This window comes from Enterococcus sp. DIV1375a, assembly GCF_051712205.1.
Taxonomy (GTDB): Bacteria; Bacillota; Bacilli; order Lactobacillales; family Enterococcaceae; genus Enterococcus; species Enterococcus faecalis.
Map to the genome: position 1 here is coordinate 2,387,215 of NZ_JBIOOM010000001.1, position 18,402 is coordinate 2,405,616.

The window sequence follows — 18,402 nt, forward strand, 5'->3', positions numbered from 1 at the left end:
TAGAAATTTACAAGCAAATCAGTCATTAACAGTCATTCCTATAATCCCTGATTTATAAAGGCTTTCTAATAGTCTTATTTAAAAAATATTTGTTATTTAATCCTCAACATGCTATTTTTTTAATTTTTTTCTTTTTTATTTAGCTAACAAACGTCAAAAGGTTGGTAGATAATATCAACCTTTTGACGTTTGTTAGCTATTTTCTCTTGAAATCTTTGGATTTTTTTCTACTTTCACTAAAAAAAAACAGCCAAAAATGGCTGTTTCTTTGCTATTTATATTTATTTCATAATATCGATTAAGTCTTTTTTTGAAGCTGCCGAGGCAGGGAAATAGCTAAATACAATCCCGATAAAGACAGAAATCCCGATGGCTAATGAAACGGTCATTAAATCTGGACGAACAGAAAACGGTAATGCCATTGATGCTAAGTAGGCAATAATCATTCCTAAAAGATAACCAGTAATTCCGCCGATTAAGGTCAAGGCAATTCCTTCTGTTAAGAATTGCTTTTTAATATCACTGGCTGTCCCGCCCAATGCACGTCGGATACCAATTTCCTTAATCCGTTCTGAAACCGAAATGTACATCATATTCATAACGCCGACCCCAGCAATTACCAGTGAAATGGCCGCAATTGCGGAAATAAACAAGGTTAAATTATTTAATAAAGAGCCCATTTCTTTGATGGTATCTTTAACATTATATTCTTGATATGTCCCGCTGTTTTTCATGGTTCCTTGTTGAGAGAGAGTTTTTATTGTTTCTTTCAATACTTGATCTGGTTGGTAGCCAGGTGCCACTGTTAGCTTCAACGTAGATGTATCTTTTAGCTTGCCGAAATAATGTTCATAGGTCTTTTTGGGAAAATAAAGTAATGAGTCATCATTACCTGGACCAATGGCACCGCTGGTATTGGTTGTCACGCCAACAATGGTAAAAAGTTGCTCTTTATATGGAAAAGTTCGATTAACTGCTGCAGTTGGGTCTTGGTAGAGTTCTTTGGCAACCAGTTCATCCACCACCACTGTTTTATCCAGTTTTGCATTGTCTCCATCATTCAGTTGGCGTCCCGCCAACAATTCTTTGGTGGTTTTGTTGGCAAGTTCATAGGTTATGGAAAGATTTTTCGGTCCTGCTTGAAAATTCAGTGTACCTTTTTGGGCGCCATCAACTTCTCTTTGATCAAAATCAATTTTTTCTACGCCAGGAACCATGCGCACGCCCCCTAAATCATTGTCGGTAAACATCGCTTGGTCACTAAACATATCCGAAGTGTTGTAGGCCGAAAAAGAAATCTTTTTCACATTTTCTTTTTGTTTTTCAGCGGATAATTTATCGACCATGTCTTCTTTAAAGCCGTTACCGATAGCCACGATGGTAATCACCGAAGCGATCCCGATGACAATCCCTAGCATCGTTAACAAGCTGCGTCGCTTATTTTTCAAAATGGAACGGAAGGCGGTTTTCCAAATAATTGAACGTTTCATGTCAGCACCTCCTCTAAAATCTTTCCATCACGAACTTTAATCAAACGATTGCAGTATTCAATTGTTTCTTCATCATGTGTCACTAAAATAATGGTGACACCTTCATTGTTTAATTGCTGAAAGAGCGTTAAAATTTCTTCCGATGTTTTACTATCTAAAGCCCCAGTTGGTTCATCTGCAATAATAAAACTTGGCCGATTGACAATCGCACGCGCAATGGCCACACGTTGTTGTTGTCCGCCCGAAAGTTGTTTTGGATGCTTCTTGCCTTTATCTGGCAAGCCGACTTTTGTCAGAACTTCGTGGACACGATCTTTGGCTTCTTTTGGGGTTAACCCACTATATAAAAGAGGTAATTCAATGTTTTCTTCAACTGTTAGTGTTTCAATTAAACTAAAATTCTGAAAGACAAAGCCGACTGCTTCATTTCTAATTCGGGATAATTCCTTATCAGAAAAGTCGCCAATTTCACGGTCTTCAAATAAATACGTTCCTTCAAACTTTTTATCAATAAAACCTAGCAAATTAATCAAAGTCGATTTCCCAGAACCAGAAGGACCCATAATCGCTAAAAATTCTCCAGCGTCTACTTGGAGGTTAATATCATCTAACACATGCAGTGTTTCTTCTTCGGAATAATAATATTTATGAATATGGGCTAGCTTAATCATTGGCAGCTACCTGAACATCTTGATTATCTTTTAATTCTTTATTGGGATTGGCAATCACTTGGTCTTTCCAGTTCAAGCCACTTTTGACAACTTTACGACCTAAATTTGTTTCTGTTTCAATCGGTGTTTTTTTCGCTTTGCCCGCTTTGTAAACATAGACAAATTCTTTTTCGCCTTCTTTTTGGATTGCTGCTGTCGGTATAATCATTTGCTTTTGTGGCACAGCGATGCTAGTAGACAAGCCTTCTGCCCAAGGAAAATCACCTTCTACTGTAAATTGATAACTCACTACTGGATTGCCTTCATTTTTAGCTATTGGGGTTTGCGCAATGGAAACAATTTTGCCTGGCGCTGATTTACCTGAACCAACGGTCGTCACTGTTACTTCTTCCCCTGTCTGTAATTTATCGTAATCATATTCGGTTACTTTTCCTTGAATATTTTTCTTTTGTGTTGCAATTTTAATGACTGGTTTGTCGGTACTACTTATGGCACTAGCATCGACAGTGACTTGGCCATCAATTGGTGCTGTAACGACTGTGTTGACTTTGCCACGTGTTTGTTCAAGCGTGTTTGCTGCTCCGACGGCATCACTGTTGGCTAATTGAAGGGCTTGGTTAGCTTGGGCGACTTCACTATTCGCAGCACTAACAGCTTCATTCAATTGCTGAATTTCCGCATTTAGTGTTTCTTTCTCTTCAGCCTCTTTTGCGGTGTTTAATTTTTGCTTGGCTGCAGCAACTTTGTTTAAGGCTTCATTGTATTTTTGAGTGGCTAAGTTAACGTTCTCTTGTGCTTGTTGGACTTGAAGATTGTTCCGATTAACGGCATTCGCTTGTTCTGTTTCTGTGGCTTGGATGTCTGAGTTATTGTACGTTAACAATGGACTATCTTTCTTGACTTCTTTACCATTTTCAACATTTATTTCGGCAATTTTTCCTAAAGAAGGATCAAAGAAAATATCCCGAGTATCTAGAAAACTCACTTGACCATCTAATTTTAATGAGGCCATTTCTGTAATGGTATACGTTGTGTATTCAGGTTCAACTTCTTTTGAAGAAAAAACTGTTTTTGCTCCGATAAATCCGACGACGACCACTGCGGCACCAATACCGAACCACACTTTTTTATTTCGCTTCTTCTGGCCTGACTTTTTCATTTATTTGTTCCTCCTTGATTTCTGTTGACGAGTTTGTCATTTTATTTAGTATATAATGAATAAAAAAACTGGTCCCTTCATCTTCCTATCATTCCTCTTACAGTTTTGACACATCTTTATCTAACAAAAAAACGTTTATCCTGTGTAAAAGGATAAACGTTTTTTGTTATTTTATTGTTCTAATTGACCCAACCAGCCAGATGTACCGCCTAGAACATTGGTTACTTGATACCCTTGTTGACTGAGAAACGCACATGCTTGTGCGGAGCGCGACCCCATTTGACAAATCAGGTAATAGGGTTGTTTTTTATCTAATTGCTGATAATTTTCGGTTAAAGTACTTAAAGGTAAGTTGATGGCCTGGGGGACATGCCCCAGTTGGTATTCCATTTCTTCTCGTACATCAATAATCGATAATTTTTTTCGTTTTGCTTCCTGATAAAATTCAGGCATGCCAATCGTGTTATACATTTTCTAGTTCCTCCGGTTTTACCATTCGATATAGCGCAAAAGCACCATCTAAATTTTTGGCTGAGATGCCTGCTTGTTTTAGCATCCTTTCTGCAATATAACTACGCAAACCGCTGTGACAACTAACAATGTACTTCGTTGACTTGTCTAATTCCTCCAAACGTTCTCTTAACTCATTTAAAGGAATAGACACAGCATTTTTAAATTGACCATTGGCTCGTTCGGCGGGATTACGGACATCTAATAAAACAGCTCCATTAGCTAATTCGTTGGATAACTCATACCATTGAACGTTTTCACTCAATCCTTCTACAAGGTTCATCGCTGCATAGCCTAACATGTTCACAGGATCTTTCGCTGAACCAAACGGCGGCGCATAGGTAAACTCTAATTCAGGCAAATCAAAAATAGTTAACTGTCCTTTAATAGCGGTCGCAAGAATATCAATTCGCTTATCTACGCCCTTTGCCCCAATTCCTTGTGCGCCATAAATTTCCCCTGTCGTAGGATGGAAAACTAATTTTAACTGAAGATCTGTTGCGCCAGGATAATACCCCGCATGGTCTTTTCCACTGATATGCACAACAGCTGTTGTTAGTCCAGCAGCTTTAGCAGCCCGTTCGCTTAAACCAGTTGAAGCAGCGGTTAAATCAAAGACTCGCACAATGGCGGTCCCAATGCTTCCTTGATTTTTTCTATCTAACCCAGCAATCACATCCGCTACTTGACGTCCTTGGCGATTGGCGGGAGAAGCTAAAGAAATCAGCGCATCTTCTTGAGTGATTTGTTGTTTCACTACAATAGCATCCCCAACCGCATAAATATCGGGTTGATTCGTTTGATAGTGTTCATCAACAACAATACCGCCACGTAAACCAGTTGCTACACCTGCTTCAACTGCTAAGGTATTTTCTGGTTGGACCCCCACCGACAAAATGGTTAAATCAGAAGCTAATGTTTGACCGTCTTCTAAGCGAATCACTTGCCCTTCTTCTTCAAAAGCAACCGCAGATTGTCCCGTAATTACTTGAACATTGTTTTTGCTTAATTCAGCTTTGACAAAAGCGGCCATTTCTTCGTCTAATGGCGGTAAAACATGAGGCGCTTTTTCCACGAGAGTGACTTCTAATCCGCGTTTTTGCAAGTTTTCTGCCATTTCCAAGCCAATGAAGCCTGCGCCAATTACGACGGATCGTTTTGTTTCTGGTGTCAAGGCTGTCATAATTTGATCTAAATCAGGAACATTTCTTAATGAAAAAACATTTTTGGCTTCTGCCAATCCTGTAATTGGTGGCACAAAAGGTTTCGCCCCTGGTGATAAAATTAATTTGTCATAGTGTTCTGTTAAAATTTCTGTTTCATGTTTCACTGTGATCACTTTTTCTATTGGATCAATAGCCACGACTTCATGGTGAGGACGAACATCTAAATTAAACCGTGCCTTTAACGCTTCGGGTGTTTGAACAAGCAGTTGCTCTCTTTCTGCGATTTCGCCAGAAACGTAGTAAGGCAAACCACAGTTTGCAAATGAAACAAAAGGGCCTTTTTCCATGACAACAATTTCAGCATCTTCCATTAAACGACGTAAGCGTGTCGCTGCTGACATACCACCAGCCACGCCTCCGATAATTACAATTTTCATTTATTTTCCTCCTTTAATTTGACCAGACCATTGGGACATCCCGCCACGAACGTTAATCACGTGATAGTTTTTTCTCGCTAAAATTTTGGCCGCATTTTTGCTGCGCATGCCGGACTGGCAAATCACATAGACTTCGTTAGCGGATTTGTTGTAGGCGGGAATTTTGTTAAGTGGGACATTAATCGCTTGTGGAATATGCCCTGCGCGGTATTCGCTAGGTGTCCGGACATCTAATAACGTTATCTCTTTAGATAAACGTGACTGCAATTCCTTTGTTGAAATACTTGGCGTTTTTTTAAACAATTGAAATAACATCTTTTTCTCCTTCTCTTATATACCTTATGGGGTATATTTAACATGAAAAAGTTAGACTTGTCAACTGAAGAGATTTCTGCCATTTTTAGATTCAAAGAAAAGATAGTTGACAAAAATACCTCGTGTAGGTATATTTTAAACCAATCACTACTCTTAAGGAGGGGCAAAATGACTGAAGAAAAAAAGAAAGTGCTGAATCGTTTACGCCGCACAGAAGGTCAAATTCGCGGAATTCAAAAAATGATTGATGAAGAAAAAGAGTGTATCGATGTTATCACTCAGTTGAGTGCGGTCCGTTCTAGTATTGATCGCGTAATGGGGATGATTGTTGCGGAAAATTTAAAGCATTGCTTTGAAAATCCTGAAAAAGATCCTAAAGAACAAGAAGAGCGATTAGCACAAGCGATTAATATGATTGTTAAAAAGTAAAACAACGCAAACTTATTCAGCGAAAGATAAGTTTGCGTTGTTTTTTTATTTATTAGACGAATCTGCCCCGCGTTTTTTTAAATTGACAAGCATAAAAAGAATCGTGCCAATTAGTAAAATCACGACGGCGATATAAAAGCCCATGACTTTCGAACCCGTTGTGTCAGAAATTTTCCCAGTCAAAGCTGGGGCGATCACAGATGACATCATGCCGAAAAAGTTAAACACGCCCAAAGTAGTGCCAATTCCAATTTTTGGTGCATTTTCACCTAGCCAAGAAATAATAATCGGTTCTACAGCTAATTTTCCTAAGAACCCATACATAATTAAAGCAATTAATAACAACGTCGCATTACTTACTTGTACAGTTAACAAGAGCATGGCTGTTGCTAAAAATTCTAAAACAACGATGAATTGAACTTTTTTATGCATGTACTTATCCGCCAACCGACTAAAAAATAACGCTCCTGGAATAGAGGCAAATGCGACCAGCGAAGAGGACAATCCAATTGCTGCTCCTTGGAAACCACGTTCGGTACTTAAAAAATTAGGTAACCAAGTCACAATCATATAATATGCATAACAAGTGCCAAAATATAAAATATACGCAAATAGCATATGTGGCGCAAACAGTTTTTTAAAGGGCACTTTTTCTTTTACCGCTCCGTTATCTTTTTCATCAACAACGGTTGGCTGAATCAAGGCCATGTCTTCTTTATGATTGCGAATAATCACTTGAAAAGCCACTAACATACAAATAATCATAAAGGCAGAAATGTACATCATCACTTGCCAAGGCAATCCTTTTTGGGCAACTAAATAACTAGATAAAATCATCCCTAAACCTGAACCAACTGCTGAACCACTGTTGACAATAGCTGTTGCAAAACTTTTTTTGGCTTGAGGAATGTTTTGCGACGTCAACGAGTAAGCCGAGCCATAGAAAGAACCACATCCTAAGCCTGCCAATAAGCTACCTAAGTAAATTGTTCCAATCGTTTGGGCTTGGGCAATCAGTAATGCTGCCAGCGCAAACAAGATAAAGCCTGGAATTAATACACGTTTTTTCCCAATTTTGTCTACCAAGAAGCCTGCAGGAATCTGCATGACTACGTAACCGAGAAAATAAAAGCTAGAAATGGACCCTAGGGCCGTATCGGAAGCGTTACCATTTAGAGACGCGCGAATTTGTGGATAAACAGGAGAAAGCGCGGAACGATAAATCCAGATTGTTACCCAGCCCATACATAGTAAAATAACGATTTTTTTCCAATAAGCCAACGAACTTTTTGTCTTGTCTGTCATTTTCTTTTCCTCCACCAATCATTTTTTTGGTTAACGTTTCACAAGGAACAAAAGCACTACGCTTTTTTACGTAGTGACCTTTGTCCTACCTTCTTTTTTAGTTTAAATACTCAGCCAATGCATGAGTACTACCGCTACCGCCTTCAAATTGATAACCTTGGTGTTTCAATACAGTCTCAAAGGCACTTAAGAAATGCAACACATTGTCTTCGCGACTGCTGTAACCCATATTACCGACCCGCCAAATTTTTCCTTTTAAATCACCGAAGGAAGAGGCAATTTCAACTTTAAAATGATCCAGTAATAAGCTCCGCACTTTTTCACCATCAATTCCTTCTGGAATGACCACAGGAATGACTGTTGGTGTTTTTGTGTCTAACTTCCCGAAAATTTCTAAGCCCATTTTTTGCAGACTTTCAACTAAAATACGATCGTTTTTCCGATGGCGTGCGTAGACATTTTCCATGCCTTCTTGAAGTAACAAGCGCAGCCCTTCATGTAGCCCATAAATCATTGTAGTCGCTTCTGTATGGTGATTTAAGCGCTCTGGTCCCCAATATTTTTCTAATTGCGATAAATCCAAGTAGTTACTTTGAATGAACCGTTCATTCCGCGCATCCGCGCCAAGCCCTAACTCTTTTTGGTAACGGCCCGCCAGATAATCGGCTACACGTTGGTTGTAGGTAATTAAAGAAAGGCCTGAAGGTACGCTGACACATTTTTGAGTGCCTGCTACCGCAATATCAATCTTCCAATCATCGACCTTTGTTTCAACACCGCCGTAAGTCGCCACCATATCTACTACAAAGAAAATTTCATTTTCCCGACAAAAGGCGCCAATTTGATCCAGTGGTTGCATTTGTGCATTCGCCGTTTCGCCATGGACCATCGCAACAATTTTTGGTTGATGTTCTTTAATCGCTTCAATCACCGTTGTTTGTTCAAACGGTGCGAGCCAGTCCTTTTCTAAATAAATGACTTCGGCCCGGGCGCGTTCGCAAATTTCACCTAATAAATAAGCAAACCGGCCATACGTAGGCACAAGCACTTTGTCGCCTGGCTCAATCAACGCAAATAACCCCGCTTCCAAGCCTGAACGTGACGTGCCATCAATGGCAAAGGCTTGTTGATTCTTTGTGGCAAAAGGTACTTTAATCATTTCCCGAACTTCGTCCATAATCTGTAGAAATTCTGGATCAAATTGCCCTAAAATTGGTTGACCCATTTGACGAAGTACCGATGGATGGGCTTCGACTGGTCCCGGCGTCATGATTGTTCGCCGTACAAAATTTGGTTGTTGATACATAGTAATCCCTCACTTCATTTTTAATTCTTCTCTTTTATTATCTTTGGAAAAACCCAGAAATTCATTGTTCAATTTGCACTATTTTGACTTTGTTTTTTAGACATATTCAATAACTATCTTTTGTACTCCTTTTTATTCTTCGCTATACTATAAAAAAAGGAGGTTGTTGTGATGAAAATATTAGCTGAGGTCTTGGCTTTACCAAGATTTTCTGACTTACAATTATTATCGTCTCACTCAAACTTAACACAGCCCTTGGAAAGTGTAGAAATCACGGAAACACCTGATGTGGCTGATTTTATCCCTAAAAATGTCATGATTTTAACAACGGCAATGATTTATAAAGATGATCAAGAAAAATTGAAACCTTTTATTGACTCGCTAAAACAAGCAGAGTGTACGGCTTTAGGAATCAAAGTTGGGCGGTTCCTTGACGAAATTTCACCAGAAATTGTTGCCTATGCCAGTGCCGTTGATTTGCCCCTGATTAAAATTCCTAGCACACAGCCACTAGGCGGGTTGTTGCATGAAATTGTAGGCTATCTTCGTGATAGCAAAACCGAACAGATGTCTGTAGCATTTGACATACAAAAGCGTTTTTCAACATTATTAATGCAAGATGTTGATGCTACGCGCTTCATCGCTGAATTTGCGAAAATTTTAAATGCGCCAATTATTTTATTAAGTCCTTGGCAACAGGTGATTGCCCACTCGAATTATTTTTATGGCAATCAAAAATCGGCGGAGTTTTTCATCGAACAATTATCAAAAGACCACTTTCAACAATTGGCACAAGAAAAGAAAATCTTTCGTTTACAGGATGAGCGACAAGAAAACATTCAAGTAGCTGGCTTTCCAATTCGTGTGAACGATTATTTTCCCTATTATCTATTGGTCTTATCTCCTGAACAGATTCCTTACCCTATTTCTGAATTTGCCATTGATCAGACCATTTTAGTTTTGACTTTTATGTTATTTAAAAACCAGAAAATTGCTGAATCTTTTGAGCATCTCAAAACAGACTTTTTGGACCGCTTGCTTGATACACATCAAGAAGCGCTGAGTAAACATCAAAATTGGTTGGAACTTTGGAAAAATTATCGTTTAATCAACAGTGATTATTATCAATTAGCGATTGTCTACGGCGTGACTAAACCAGAAAATGAAACCCATATTCGTTATCAGCAAGCGGAAGGGCAACTAATTTTCCAATGGCTCAAAGAACAATTGCCGGAAATCCTGCCAGATGTCGCCTTGTTTAAATTAAAAAATCAAAATAAAAGTATCTTGATTTTTCAATCTAAAAAAAATGACCATTTGATGATTTTGCAAAACCTCGCTGAACGTTTGCAACAGGCTTTGCCTATTACCATTCGCTTTGCTTTAGGCAATGCTTATGAAAACCTAGAAGATTTGCCTAATTCTTATATTGAAGCTTCCTCGACATTAGAGGCTTCTTTACACGCTCAAAAACCAGCGACTGTGCAATTGTTCCATCCCAAAGGCCTAGCTGGACTTTTTGAAAAGATTGGCACTGAAGATGTTGAATACTTTTGCCAGCAACAATTGAAAGAGTTGGCCTATCCGACGGAACCGACGTTACAAGAATTACGAAAAACCTTGAAAGTTTTTTTAGATTTCAATTGCGAAATTACTAAAACGGCCAACGCTCTTTACCTTCACAGAAACACCATTAAATATCGCATGAATCAATGTGAAAAATTATTAGGCACCTCTATCCAAGAGCCTGAGACGAGTTTACTCTTACGGGTAGCGTTGGAACTTTCAGAAAAATAATTAACAGGAAAATAGCCGAATAAAAGTAACGTCTACCAAGAAGAAGGACTCTACCGTTCACCACTGCGTGTTCAAATCCTATTGTTCCGAGGTCATTACTTTACATTCGGCTTTTCTTTATAATTCTGGTTCACGATTGGCATCTTTGGAATAAACGTACATTAGCGGTTCTTCACGACCAACCGCATAGGCTGCTTGTGGCACATAGGCACTCATGAAAATATAGTCCCCTTTTTCCACTGGATACCATTCGTTGTCCAAATTGTACATCCCTTGGCCACTAATTAAATACGCGCCATGCTCTTGGACATGCGTTTCAATGTAGGCATGACTAGCACCTGGTTCAAAAGATAAGATATGCATATTCATATCAAAGTCAAACTCTTTCGGCAATAAACTCCAAAGTAAAACGTCTGTCATTCCTTCATATTCTTCGGGTTGTTGGTCATGAATTGACCCAACCACTTTATAAGGTTGATGGCCTGCCAACGGCTGATAGCGTTTTTTATATAAGAAAACTTCTGTGTCCGCTTCCTGTGCGTTCGCTAAATACATTTTCATTTCAGGCGTAAAGTAGGCGTAGCCCCCGGCTTCAAGTTCATGAGTTTCTTGACCATCTGAAACGCGCAAACGACCGTCAATGACATAAACCAACGTTTGGATCCCGTCGCCACCAAAACCAGTTGTTTGTTGACCATTTTTATGAAACGTAGCAATGTAATCCACAAATGTCGCACCTAATTTAGGTGATCCCAAAATGGAAATATCGACATTTTCAAAACCAGGTACTGCATTTTGCACCAAACCATCATGGGGAATAATGGCGTAATTGTCTTTTTTTATCACAGCTCTTGATGTTAACAATTCTTTTTGGTAACCAACTCGATTATTTTTATAACCCATCACAATTCTTCCTTTTCTATCTTATTTATACGCTAATTCATATAAGGTATCTGCTAAAAGCTTGACACCTTCAACCAAATCTGGAAATGCCGTTGCTTCTGCAGGATTATGACTAATCCCACCAATACTTGGCACAAATATCATCGCTGTCGGGTAATGAGGCGCAATAATTTGCGAATCATGCCCAGCACCACTATGCATCATACGATACTGATACTTGCCTTCTTTGGCTTTTTGTTCAATAACTTCTACAATTGCTTGATTCATCGGTACAGGGGCTTCATCCATCCAGCGATCAATCGCAATCGTCAAGCCTAATTCTTGAGCAATTGTCTTCATCCGTTCTTCTAATTCACCTGTAAAATGTCGTAAAAAAGCAGCGTCGGTATGACGGCAGTCAATTGTAAATTCCACTTCTCCAGGCACCACGTTGACTGTATTGGGTTTCGGAATGACTTTGCCGAATGTTAAAACTAACGGATCCCCAATTTCGTTCGCACGATCAATGGCTTCTGCACAAATTTTAGCAAAGCCGTACACCGCATCATGACGGTAACTCATTGGCGTAGTACCTGCATGATTGGCTTGCCCTTTTAAGTTAACCGTGTAGCGACGTTGCCCTACAATACTATGAACAACACCGACTTGGAGCTTTTCGTTCTCTAAAATATTGCCTTGTTCAATATGAATTTCGACAAATGCTTCAATGTCCTCACGTCTAGTTTGCTCTTGCCGAAAATCAAAGCCTTGGCGATGCATCTCATCAACAAACTTTTTACCTTCGTTGTCAGAGATATCGACTACTTCTTCACGTTTGGCTTCACCAACGACATTTTTGCTTCCCCAGAAAACCGTTGGAAAACGACTCCCTTCTTCTTCAGCCATGGAAAGCACTTCTAAAGAACGCCGTGGTTTCCCATATTTGTCTAATAAATATTGAACAGCTGTCATGGAAGCAATGACACCATATTGACCATCTAAGGTCCCACCATTAACTACTGTGTCGATATGTGACCCAGTTAAAATCGTTTCCTGAGGAAATTCCGTTCCTGCCACTCGACAAAACAGATTCCCGACTTCGTCAAATTGCGTTTCCAGTCCAAACGCCTCAGTTTGGCTTTGCACATACTTTTGTGCTGCCAACCACGAATCTGTATAAAGTAAGCGTGTCATCCCTCCTGCAGGATCACTCCCAATTGCTGACAACTCTTCGATTCTTTGTTTTAAAACTTTTTCCAAGTCCATCACAAAACCTCCTGACTGATTACACTCTGATTGTAAACGTTTCCCCAGCCATCTTCATTGTACTTATCAAACAAAATTAAGCCTTTTTTTGTGCAAAACAACCAACGAACATCCTCTAACTCGTGGACAGAGGCGCTAATTCAATCACGCTTCTGTCCTTTTTCATTTCTAAAATAGGTGTTTAATTTTTGATAAATACGCCGTTAAACGCCTCGGTTACCCCAGTTTCTTGTGCGTAAATTGTTTCGCCTCTTAAAATTGTTTGAATCACTTGGGCCCCAATTTCACGACCAATGTAAGGACTAATTTTATTTCGGTATTCTAAATCTTCTGCTTTTAAGATATACGGCGCATTAGGTTTAATTAGTACAAAATCGGCATCCTTACCAATGCTGATGCGGCCCTTTTGTGCTAAGTGATAACGGTCAGCTGGGTTTGCTGCAATCATATCCGCGAATTGTTTCAAGGATAAACCACGTTTTTGGACGGCTTCATCGAATAACACATCGACGTTATTTTGAACACCAGAAATGCCGCCCCAAGCTTCAAAAGCATTGGTTGTATCTTTTAAGTCTGGCGTACAAGGAGAATGGTCAGAGGTTACAAACGCGATGCCGCCTGTTTGCACGTGGTTCCATAAGGCGGCTTGTTGGTCCGCGTCACGAATCGGCGGTGAACATTTGACAACTGGACCAATGGCATCAAGTTCATCCGTGGTAAAATATAAATAATGCGTACATGTTTCACAAGTCACATCTACCCCTTCTGCTTGGGCTTTCAAAACTTCTTCCACGCCTTCTTGACAAGCCACATGGCAAATATGAATCCGACAACCTGTTTCTTTGGCAAATAAAATGGCTTTTTGAATCGCTTCAACTTCGGTAAACACAGGACGTGTAGCTACATATGCCGCTAAAGTCGTTTCGCCATTTTGATAAGCTACCGCGCCTAATTTATCCGTAATTGGCGCATTTTCTGCATGGATTGCTAGCACTTTGCCAGTTTTGGCGACTTGTTTCATTCCTTCATATAATGAATAATCGTCGACATTTTGAAAATCTCCTTCAATTGAACGATCGCCGCACGTTCCTAAAAAGCATTTATAGCCGGAAACGCCTCCTTCATCAAGTTCCTGAATCCCGCCAGCCAAGTTGGTCGGGACCACGCCGCCAAATGACCCTACATCTACTTTTAGTTTATTTTCTCCTGCCTTGTATTTGATCTCAAGAGAGGTCTTATCCACAGTTGCTGGAATCTGATTTAAAGGCATTTCCATAAAAGTCGTCACGCCCCCTTTGGCACAAGCGGCCGTTCCTGTGACATACCCTTCCCATTCATCGCGGTAACCACCACCAGGATCGGTAATATGAACATGAGCATCCACCATCCCAGGACTAACGACTAAACCCGTCGCATCAATCACACGTTCTCCTGACAAGTCTTGCCCAATCGCTACGATTTTTCCTCCTTGAACGGCGACATCCGTAATGACTTCTCCAGTTTCTAAAATAACTAACCCGTTTTTAATCACTAACTCTGCTTGCATTTATTTTCCCTCCTGATAAGCTGTTTCTTTCACTTTTTTTGAATCCCAAGTCCATTTTTTTAACACTAAGTACAGCACAAAACCTGTGGCAAAGCCCACAAACCACGAAATATCAGCAATGATTTTAACCTGTGGAATAAATTGACCACTTAAGGAAAGAACCAACGCCAGAATAGTAGCGACATACGCCGGCTTGTTTAATCCGTAAAAAGGATTGGCTTCCTCTTTTTTGTGTTTATCTACGTATAAAGCATTTAAATCAATTTGTTGCTTTTGAACAAAATAATAATTCGCAATCATCACACCAGCGACTGGTCCTAAAACAGCCCCAATTGCGTTCAGAAAAATAAAAATACTATCGGCGTTTTCCATCAGTTTCCAAGGCATAATAAGAAAGCTAATAACACTGGCAATCATGACGCCTTTTTTATATGTCATTTTTTTAGGAAATAGCGCCGCCAATTGATAACCTGCCGGAATGATGTTCCCCGTTGCATTCGTTGAAATAGTCGTTAATAAGAAAACCGACATGGCTAAGACCACCACTGCCACATTATCTAAACGATCAATAATGTTTAAAATATTCCATTCTTGAATCCCAAAATACAGCGAACCACCTAACAGAATAACCACACTGGAAAAAGCGAAAATCCCATAACCAACAACTAAACCTGCTGTTTGCCCCACAACCTGAGCACGTGTCGAGCGCGCATTCTTAGTAAAATCCGCCACACTCGCACCAGGCGCTGACCAAACGGCCACAACCGAGTTAAAAATAATCAGATACGCCACCAGTGGATTGACTGAACGAATCGCACCAGAAACTTGATAGGACAAAATTGGTGTTAAACCGCCCCCAGCTCGAATGGCCCAAATCGTTAATCCAATAATAACGACATAAATCAACGGACTTAAAATGGCGGTAAAACGGTTCAAAATTTTGCTACCACCGAAACCTATTGCCACATTTAAGAGCCAAAAAAGAGTAAACGCCATTAATTCAGGTAGCCTAAGACCAAAAAACTGGAATGATCCACCAATTTGTAAAAAGTTCGGCCAAAATTTCCCGAGAATAATTAATAAAGCCAGCGATCCTGTAAATGTTTGCAGACCAAACCAAGCAATCGCGGCCACACAACCTCTTAAGAACCCTGGCAGTTTTGCTCCGAGACTGCCGTAAGTAGACTGTAAGTGCATCGCAAAAGGAATCCCATATTTAGAGCCAGCCACGCCATTCAAATTCATGAAAGTTGCTACAATGAATGAGCTTAACACAACTGCCAGCATAACTTGCAGCGGCGATAAACCTAAGAAAATAAAGCCGCCCACTGCTGCATAATTCGGGATATTATGAATCGAACCCATCCATAATGTAAAAAAATTGCGCGCGCCCATTGTCCGTTGTTTCGGGCTACTTGGCAACAAATCCTCATTGTAGCCACGTGCTTTCATCGCTGTTTCTTCTTGAGCTGTTATTTGAGACACATTTTTCTCCACGACAAACTCTCCTTTTTATTAAAAATTTTTTTCTATTAAAACACCCTGCCTTCTCTTTTTTGTCACTTTTGCACAAACATGCGTACTACTCTCATCACACAAATTGTAAGCGCTTTTTATAACAACAATCATTAGTTACCCCAACTAAATAACAAACGATTCTTTGTTCACTTTGAACGAAAAAATAGCAACCTTTTTTATATCGTCCTCTCACTCTAGAAAGTAAGAAACAAATCTTTTTATTCACATATTATGTACAACTTCTCTTTTTCAATGCTAAAATACGCTTATTATTAAAAATGACATAAATAAATTATACAGTTAAATGAAATCCAACACAACATTTTTTAATCAAACACACACGAAACAGATAAACTGAAGTGGATTTTCAGGAAGAGACCCATCCTGAAAAAAGACACTGACAAAAGAGTTTTCTCACAAGATCGACAACTTTTCACAGATTCAAAATCTTCTTTTTCAATTTTTACGTTTTTAAAAATAACATTTTGAAAATAAAAAAATGCTTAATTTTAGTCAAAAAAATAAACAAAGATTTCTGATAAAATCAGAAATCTTTGTTTCTAAATTTTCTTGCTACAATTCCTTTAACAAAATAAAATCCGTCTGTTCATCGTCTCCCATAAAAAACGAATGTTGACTATAATAACGGTAGCCAATCGTTTTATAAAATGCCCGCGCCGCATCATTGTGTTCCCAGACACCTAGCCACAGTGCTTTTTTACCAAATTCACGAGCTTTCTCTTCCGCCAGTTCTAACAATTGTGTCCCCAGCTTCTTTCCTTTAAACGCAGGCAAAATATACAATCGCTCAACCTCGAGCTTTTCTGGCCCCATCGGTTCCGTTTGTGCCGTCTCACGATTTAATTTCATGTAGCCAGCTAATTGATTATCGACAAAGATAAAATAAAAGTCAGAGTGGGGATTAGCCAATTCCTTTTGTAATTTTTCTAAATTGTAGGCTTCTACTAAATAAGCTTGCATATTTTCTGGGGTATTATATGGTCCGAAAGTATCTGTATAAGTTTCAATGCTGATTTCTTGTAACGCTGGTGCATCTTCTATTGTTAATTTTTTTATTTCTCCCATCAATCAGTCGTCCTTTCCTTAATAATTTCGAGTGTTCCCTTTTTTGACAAATTCCCAATCTTCGCTGACATTTTTACGCATCCGGACTAAGTAATCTGCCAATTGTGAAATTTCCACTTCTGACAAGCCTTGCAAAGCAACTTGATTCGAGTGTTGATTTTCGCGCACAATGATTGGATAAACGTTTTTCCCTTTTTCTGTGGCATAAATCCGCTTAATTTTTTTGTTGCTTGCATCTTCTTGACGATAAATAAAGCCTTGTTCTTCCAAACGCTTAATCGCCCGCGCCGCTGTGGTTCGATCAACTTTAATCAGTTCGGCGATCTTTTCTTGGATAATTCCAGGATTTTCACAGACCCTGACCAAATAAAGATATTGTCCTCGTGTTAAAGATAATTCCTTAAATTCGATATTACTGATTGAATCTAAGGCCCGCGCAATCATGCCAATTTCTCTTAAAATATCTGTCACTAGGACACTTCCTTTCGCTAATATTTTATGATTGTCATTACTTTAACTTATTTTTGTTGTAAATGCAACAAAAATAAGTATAAAAACTACAGATTTAAACAATTTAAGCATTCATAAAAATAAAATAATTATTTCTTTTGTTATATTAACAAGTAAGATAAAATTAATTATAGCGTCTATAGGAGGAATAGTATGAAAAAATTATTTTGTGTTATTTTAGTTATTTTTTTAACAGGTTGTAGTTCTCAAAAAGCGAATGAACCTAAAAAACAAGAAAATTCTACCAATCATACAACATCAATAAAAAGCAGTACTAATCATTACAGTTCTAGCACAGAAACAAGCTCTAATAATAAACTAAAAGAAACTTCAGAAAGTGCCAGTACCACTCAGGCTTCGGCAAAGTCTAAAAATGAAGTATCCACAAATGTCGAAGAAGCAAATTCTTTAGAAGCAACACCTTATGCTGTCGATCTTAGTAGTTTAAACAACCCACTCGTATTTAATTTTAAAGGAATGAATGTGCCAACTTCAATTACGTTAGAAAACTTAAATTCAACACCAACTGCTACCTTCCGAACTAAATTGTTTGGGGCTGAAAATGGTCAAGTGAAAGAAGCCATTAATAAATATGAGCTAGCTATAAATACAATTCCTACAAAAGAGATTAGAATATTTTCAGCGGCCGATAACAGTATTCGCACCGTTAAAGTAAATACAGAGTTAATTTTAGGAACTAATATTTCTTCAAACGATGAACAAAATAGACCGGACACTTTATACTTATTCAACAATAAAAATGGTTCGATATCTTTAATCACTCCTAACTACGCAGGCAATGTTACGGATGATCAAAAAGACGTTATGTTAGAAGTAATTCAATAAATAACCAAAAAAATAATAAAGAGAAAACTTCATACTTAGAAGTTTTCTCTTCATTATTTTTTAGGAACTCCTCTAGAAACTCGTTTTAGTCCCCACTTATTTTTCTTATTTCTTCACCCATTAAGCCCGCGATAGAAAATAGAACATTTCATTTAAAAATGAA

At 38.8% G+C, this 18,402-nt stretch carries 17 protein-coding genes; 3 read left to right on the plus strand and 14 right to left on the minus strand.

What is annotated here, in order from left to right; translation table 11 throughout:
- Positions 1-281: 281 nt before the first annotated feature.
- The 6 genes from IGJ63_RS11640 to IGJ63_RS11665 all read right to left on the minus strand — a co-directional run bounded on the left by IGJ63_RS11640 (position 282) and on the right by IGJ63_RS11665 (position 5,748).
- Complete coding sequence (locus IGJ63_RS11640; RefSeq protein ID WP_192429062.1) at positions 282-1,490, minus strand: ABC transporter permease; 1,209 nt, start codon at positions 1,488-1,490, stop codon at positions 282-284.
- The gene (locus tag IGJ63_RS11645; protein WP_002365285.1) at positions 1,487-2,161 is read right to left on the minus strand and encodes an ABC transporter ATP-binding protein; all 675 of its coding nucleotides are present in this window, start codon (positions 2,159-2,161) and stop codon (positions 1,487-1,489) included. The genes IGJ63_RS11640 and IGJ63_RS11645 overlap by 4 nt, the downstream gene beginning before the upstream one ends.
- Positions 2,154-3,320, minus strand: a complete 1,167-nt coding sequence (locus IGJ63_RS11650; RefSeq protein WP_192429064.1) for an efflux RND transporter periplasmic adaptor subunit — start codon at positions 3,318-3,320, stop codon at positions 2,154-2,156. The genes IGJ63_RS11645 and IGJ63_RS11650 overlap by 8 nt, the downstream gene beginning before the upstream one ends.
- A 171-nt stretch (positions 3,321-3,491) precedes the next feature.
- A complete protein-coding gene (locus tag IGJ63_RS11655) occupies positions 3,492-3,791 on the minus strand; it encodes a rhodanese-like domain-containing protein (RefSeq protein WP_002378915.1) in 300 nt (99 codons plus the stop codon).
- The gene (locus IGJ63_RS11660; protein WP_192429066.1) at positions 3,784-5,433 is read right to left on the minus strand and encodes an FAD-dependent oxidoreductase; all 1,650 of its coding nucleotides are present in this window, start codon (positions 5,431-5,433) and stop codon (positions 3,784-3,786) included. Before IGJ63_RS11660 ends, IGJ63_RS11655 begins: the two co-directional genes overlap by 8 nt.
- Positions 5,434-5,748 carry a rhodanese-like domain-containing protein gene (locus tag IGJ63_RS11665; protein WP_002365287.1) on the minus strand — a complete coding sequence of 105 codons (315 nt, stop codon included), beginning with the start codon at positions 5,746-5,748 and terminating at the stop codon, positions 5,434-5,436.
- A 168-nt stretch (positions 5,749-5,916) separates the two neighbouring features.
- Between IGJ63_RS11665 and IGJ63_RS11670 the strand changes: the two genes are divergently transcribed.
- Positions 5,917-6,177 carry a metal-sensitive transcriptional regulator gene (locus IGJ63_RS11670; protein ID WP_002355063.1) on the plus strand — a complete coding sequence of 87 codons (261 nt, stop codon included), beginning with the start codon at positions 5,917-5,919 and terminating at the stop codon, positions 6,175-6,177.
- Positions 6,178-6,222: 45 nt separating this feature from the next.
- Here IGJ63_RS11670 and IGJ63_RS11675 read toward each other — a convergent pair whose 3' ends face one another.
- Together IGJ63_RS11675 and IGJ63_RS11680 are read right to left on the minus strand one after the other, a co-directional pair.
- Positions 6,223-7,482 carry an MFS transporter gene (locus IGJ63_RS11675; RefSeq protein WP_002368361.1) on the minus strand — a complete coding sequence of 420 codons (1,260 nt, stop codon included), beginning with the start codon at positions 7,480-7,482 and terminating at the stop codon, positions 6,223-6,225.
- Between the two features lie 97 nt (positions 7,483-7,579).
- A complete protein-coding gene (locus tag IGJ63_RS11680; RefSeq protein WP_002380908.1) occupies positions 7,580-8,788 on the minus strand; it encodes a pyridoxal-phosphate-dependent aminotransferase family protein in 1,209 nt (402 codons plus the stop codon).
- A 171-nt stretch (positions 8,789-8,959) separates the two neighbouring features.
- Between IGJ63_RS11680 and IGJ63_RS11685 the strand changes: the two genes are divergently transcribed.
- Positions 8,960-10,585 (plus strand): PucR family transcriptional regulator, encoded by a 1,626-nt coding sequence (locus IGJ63_RS11685; RefSeq protein ID WP_438746519.1) that lies wholly within the window; start codon positions 8,960-8,962, stop codon positions 10,583-10,585.
- Between the two features lie 117 nt (positions 10,586-10,702).
- Here the strand turns inward: IGJ63_RS11685 and allE are convergent, their stop codons facing one another.
- From allE to sylA, 6 genes are all read right to left on the minus strand, one after another.
- Positions 10,703-11,488, minus strand: coding sequence for a (S)-ureidoglycine aminohydrolase (gene allE, locus IGJ63_RS11690; protein ID WP_002384779.1), 786 nt, complete (start codon positions 11,486-11,488; stop codon positions 10,703-10,705).
- A 21-nt stretch (positions 11,489-11,509) separates the two neighbouring features.
- Positions 11,510-12,733: an allantoate deiminase gene (gene allC / locus IGJ63_RS11695; RefSeq protein ID WP_002383320.1), complete on the minus strand. Its 1,224-nt coding sequence runs from the start codon at positions 12,731-12,733 to the stop codon at positions 11,510-11,512.
- 181 nt (positions 12,734-12,914) lie between these two features.
- Positions 12,915-14,279, minus strand: coding sequence for an allantoinase AllB (gene allB / locus IGJ63_RS11700; protein ID WP_002384777.1), 1,365 nt, complete (start codon positions 14,277-14,279; stop codon positions 12,915-12,917).
- The gene (allW, locus tag IGJ63_RS11705; RefSeq protein WP_284955355.1) at positions 14,280-15,776 is read right to left on the minus strand and encodes an allantoin permease; all 1,497 of its coding nucleotides are present in this window, start codon (positions 15,774-15,776) and stop codon (positions 14,280-14,282) included.
- A gap of 594 nt (positions 15,777-16,370) precedes the next feature.
- Positions 16,371-16,883, minus strand: a complete 513-nt coding sequence (locus IGJ63_RS11710; RefSeq protein ID WP_002395851.1) for a GNAT family N-acetyltransferase — start codon at positions 16,881-16,883, stop codon at positions 16,371-16,373.
- A gap of 18 nt (positions 16,884-16,901) precedes the next feature.
- Positions 16,902-17,354, minus strand: coding sequence for a transcriptional regulator SylA (gene sylA / locus IGJ63_RS11715; RefSeq protein ID WP_002359121.1), 453 nt, complete (start codon positions 17,352-17,354; stop codon positions 16,902-16,904).
- A 192-nt stretch (positions 17,355-17,546) separates the two neighbouring features.
- Here sylA and IGJ63_RS11720 point away from each other — a divergent pair, with 192 nt between their 5' ends.
- Positions 17,547-18,239, plus strand: a complete 693-nt coding sequence (locus IGJ63_RS11720) for a hypothetical protein (RefSeq protein ID WP_284955356.1) — start codon at positions 17,547-17,549, stop codon at positions 18,237-18,239.
- Positions 18,240-18,402 lie beyond the last annotated feature (163 nt).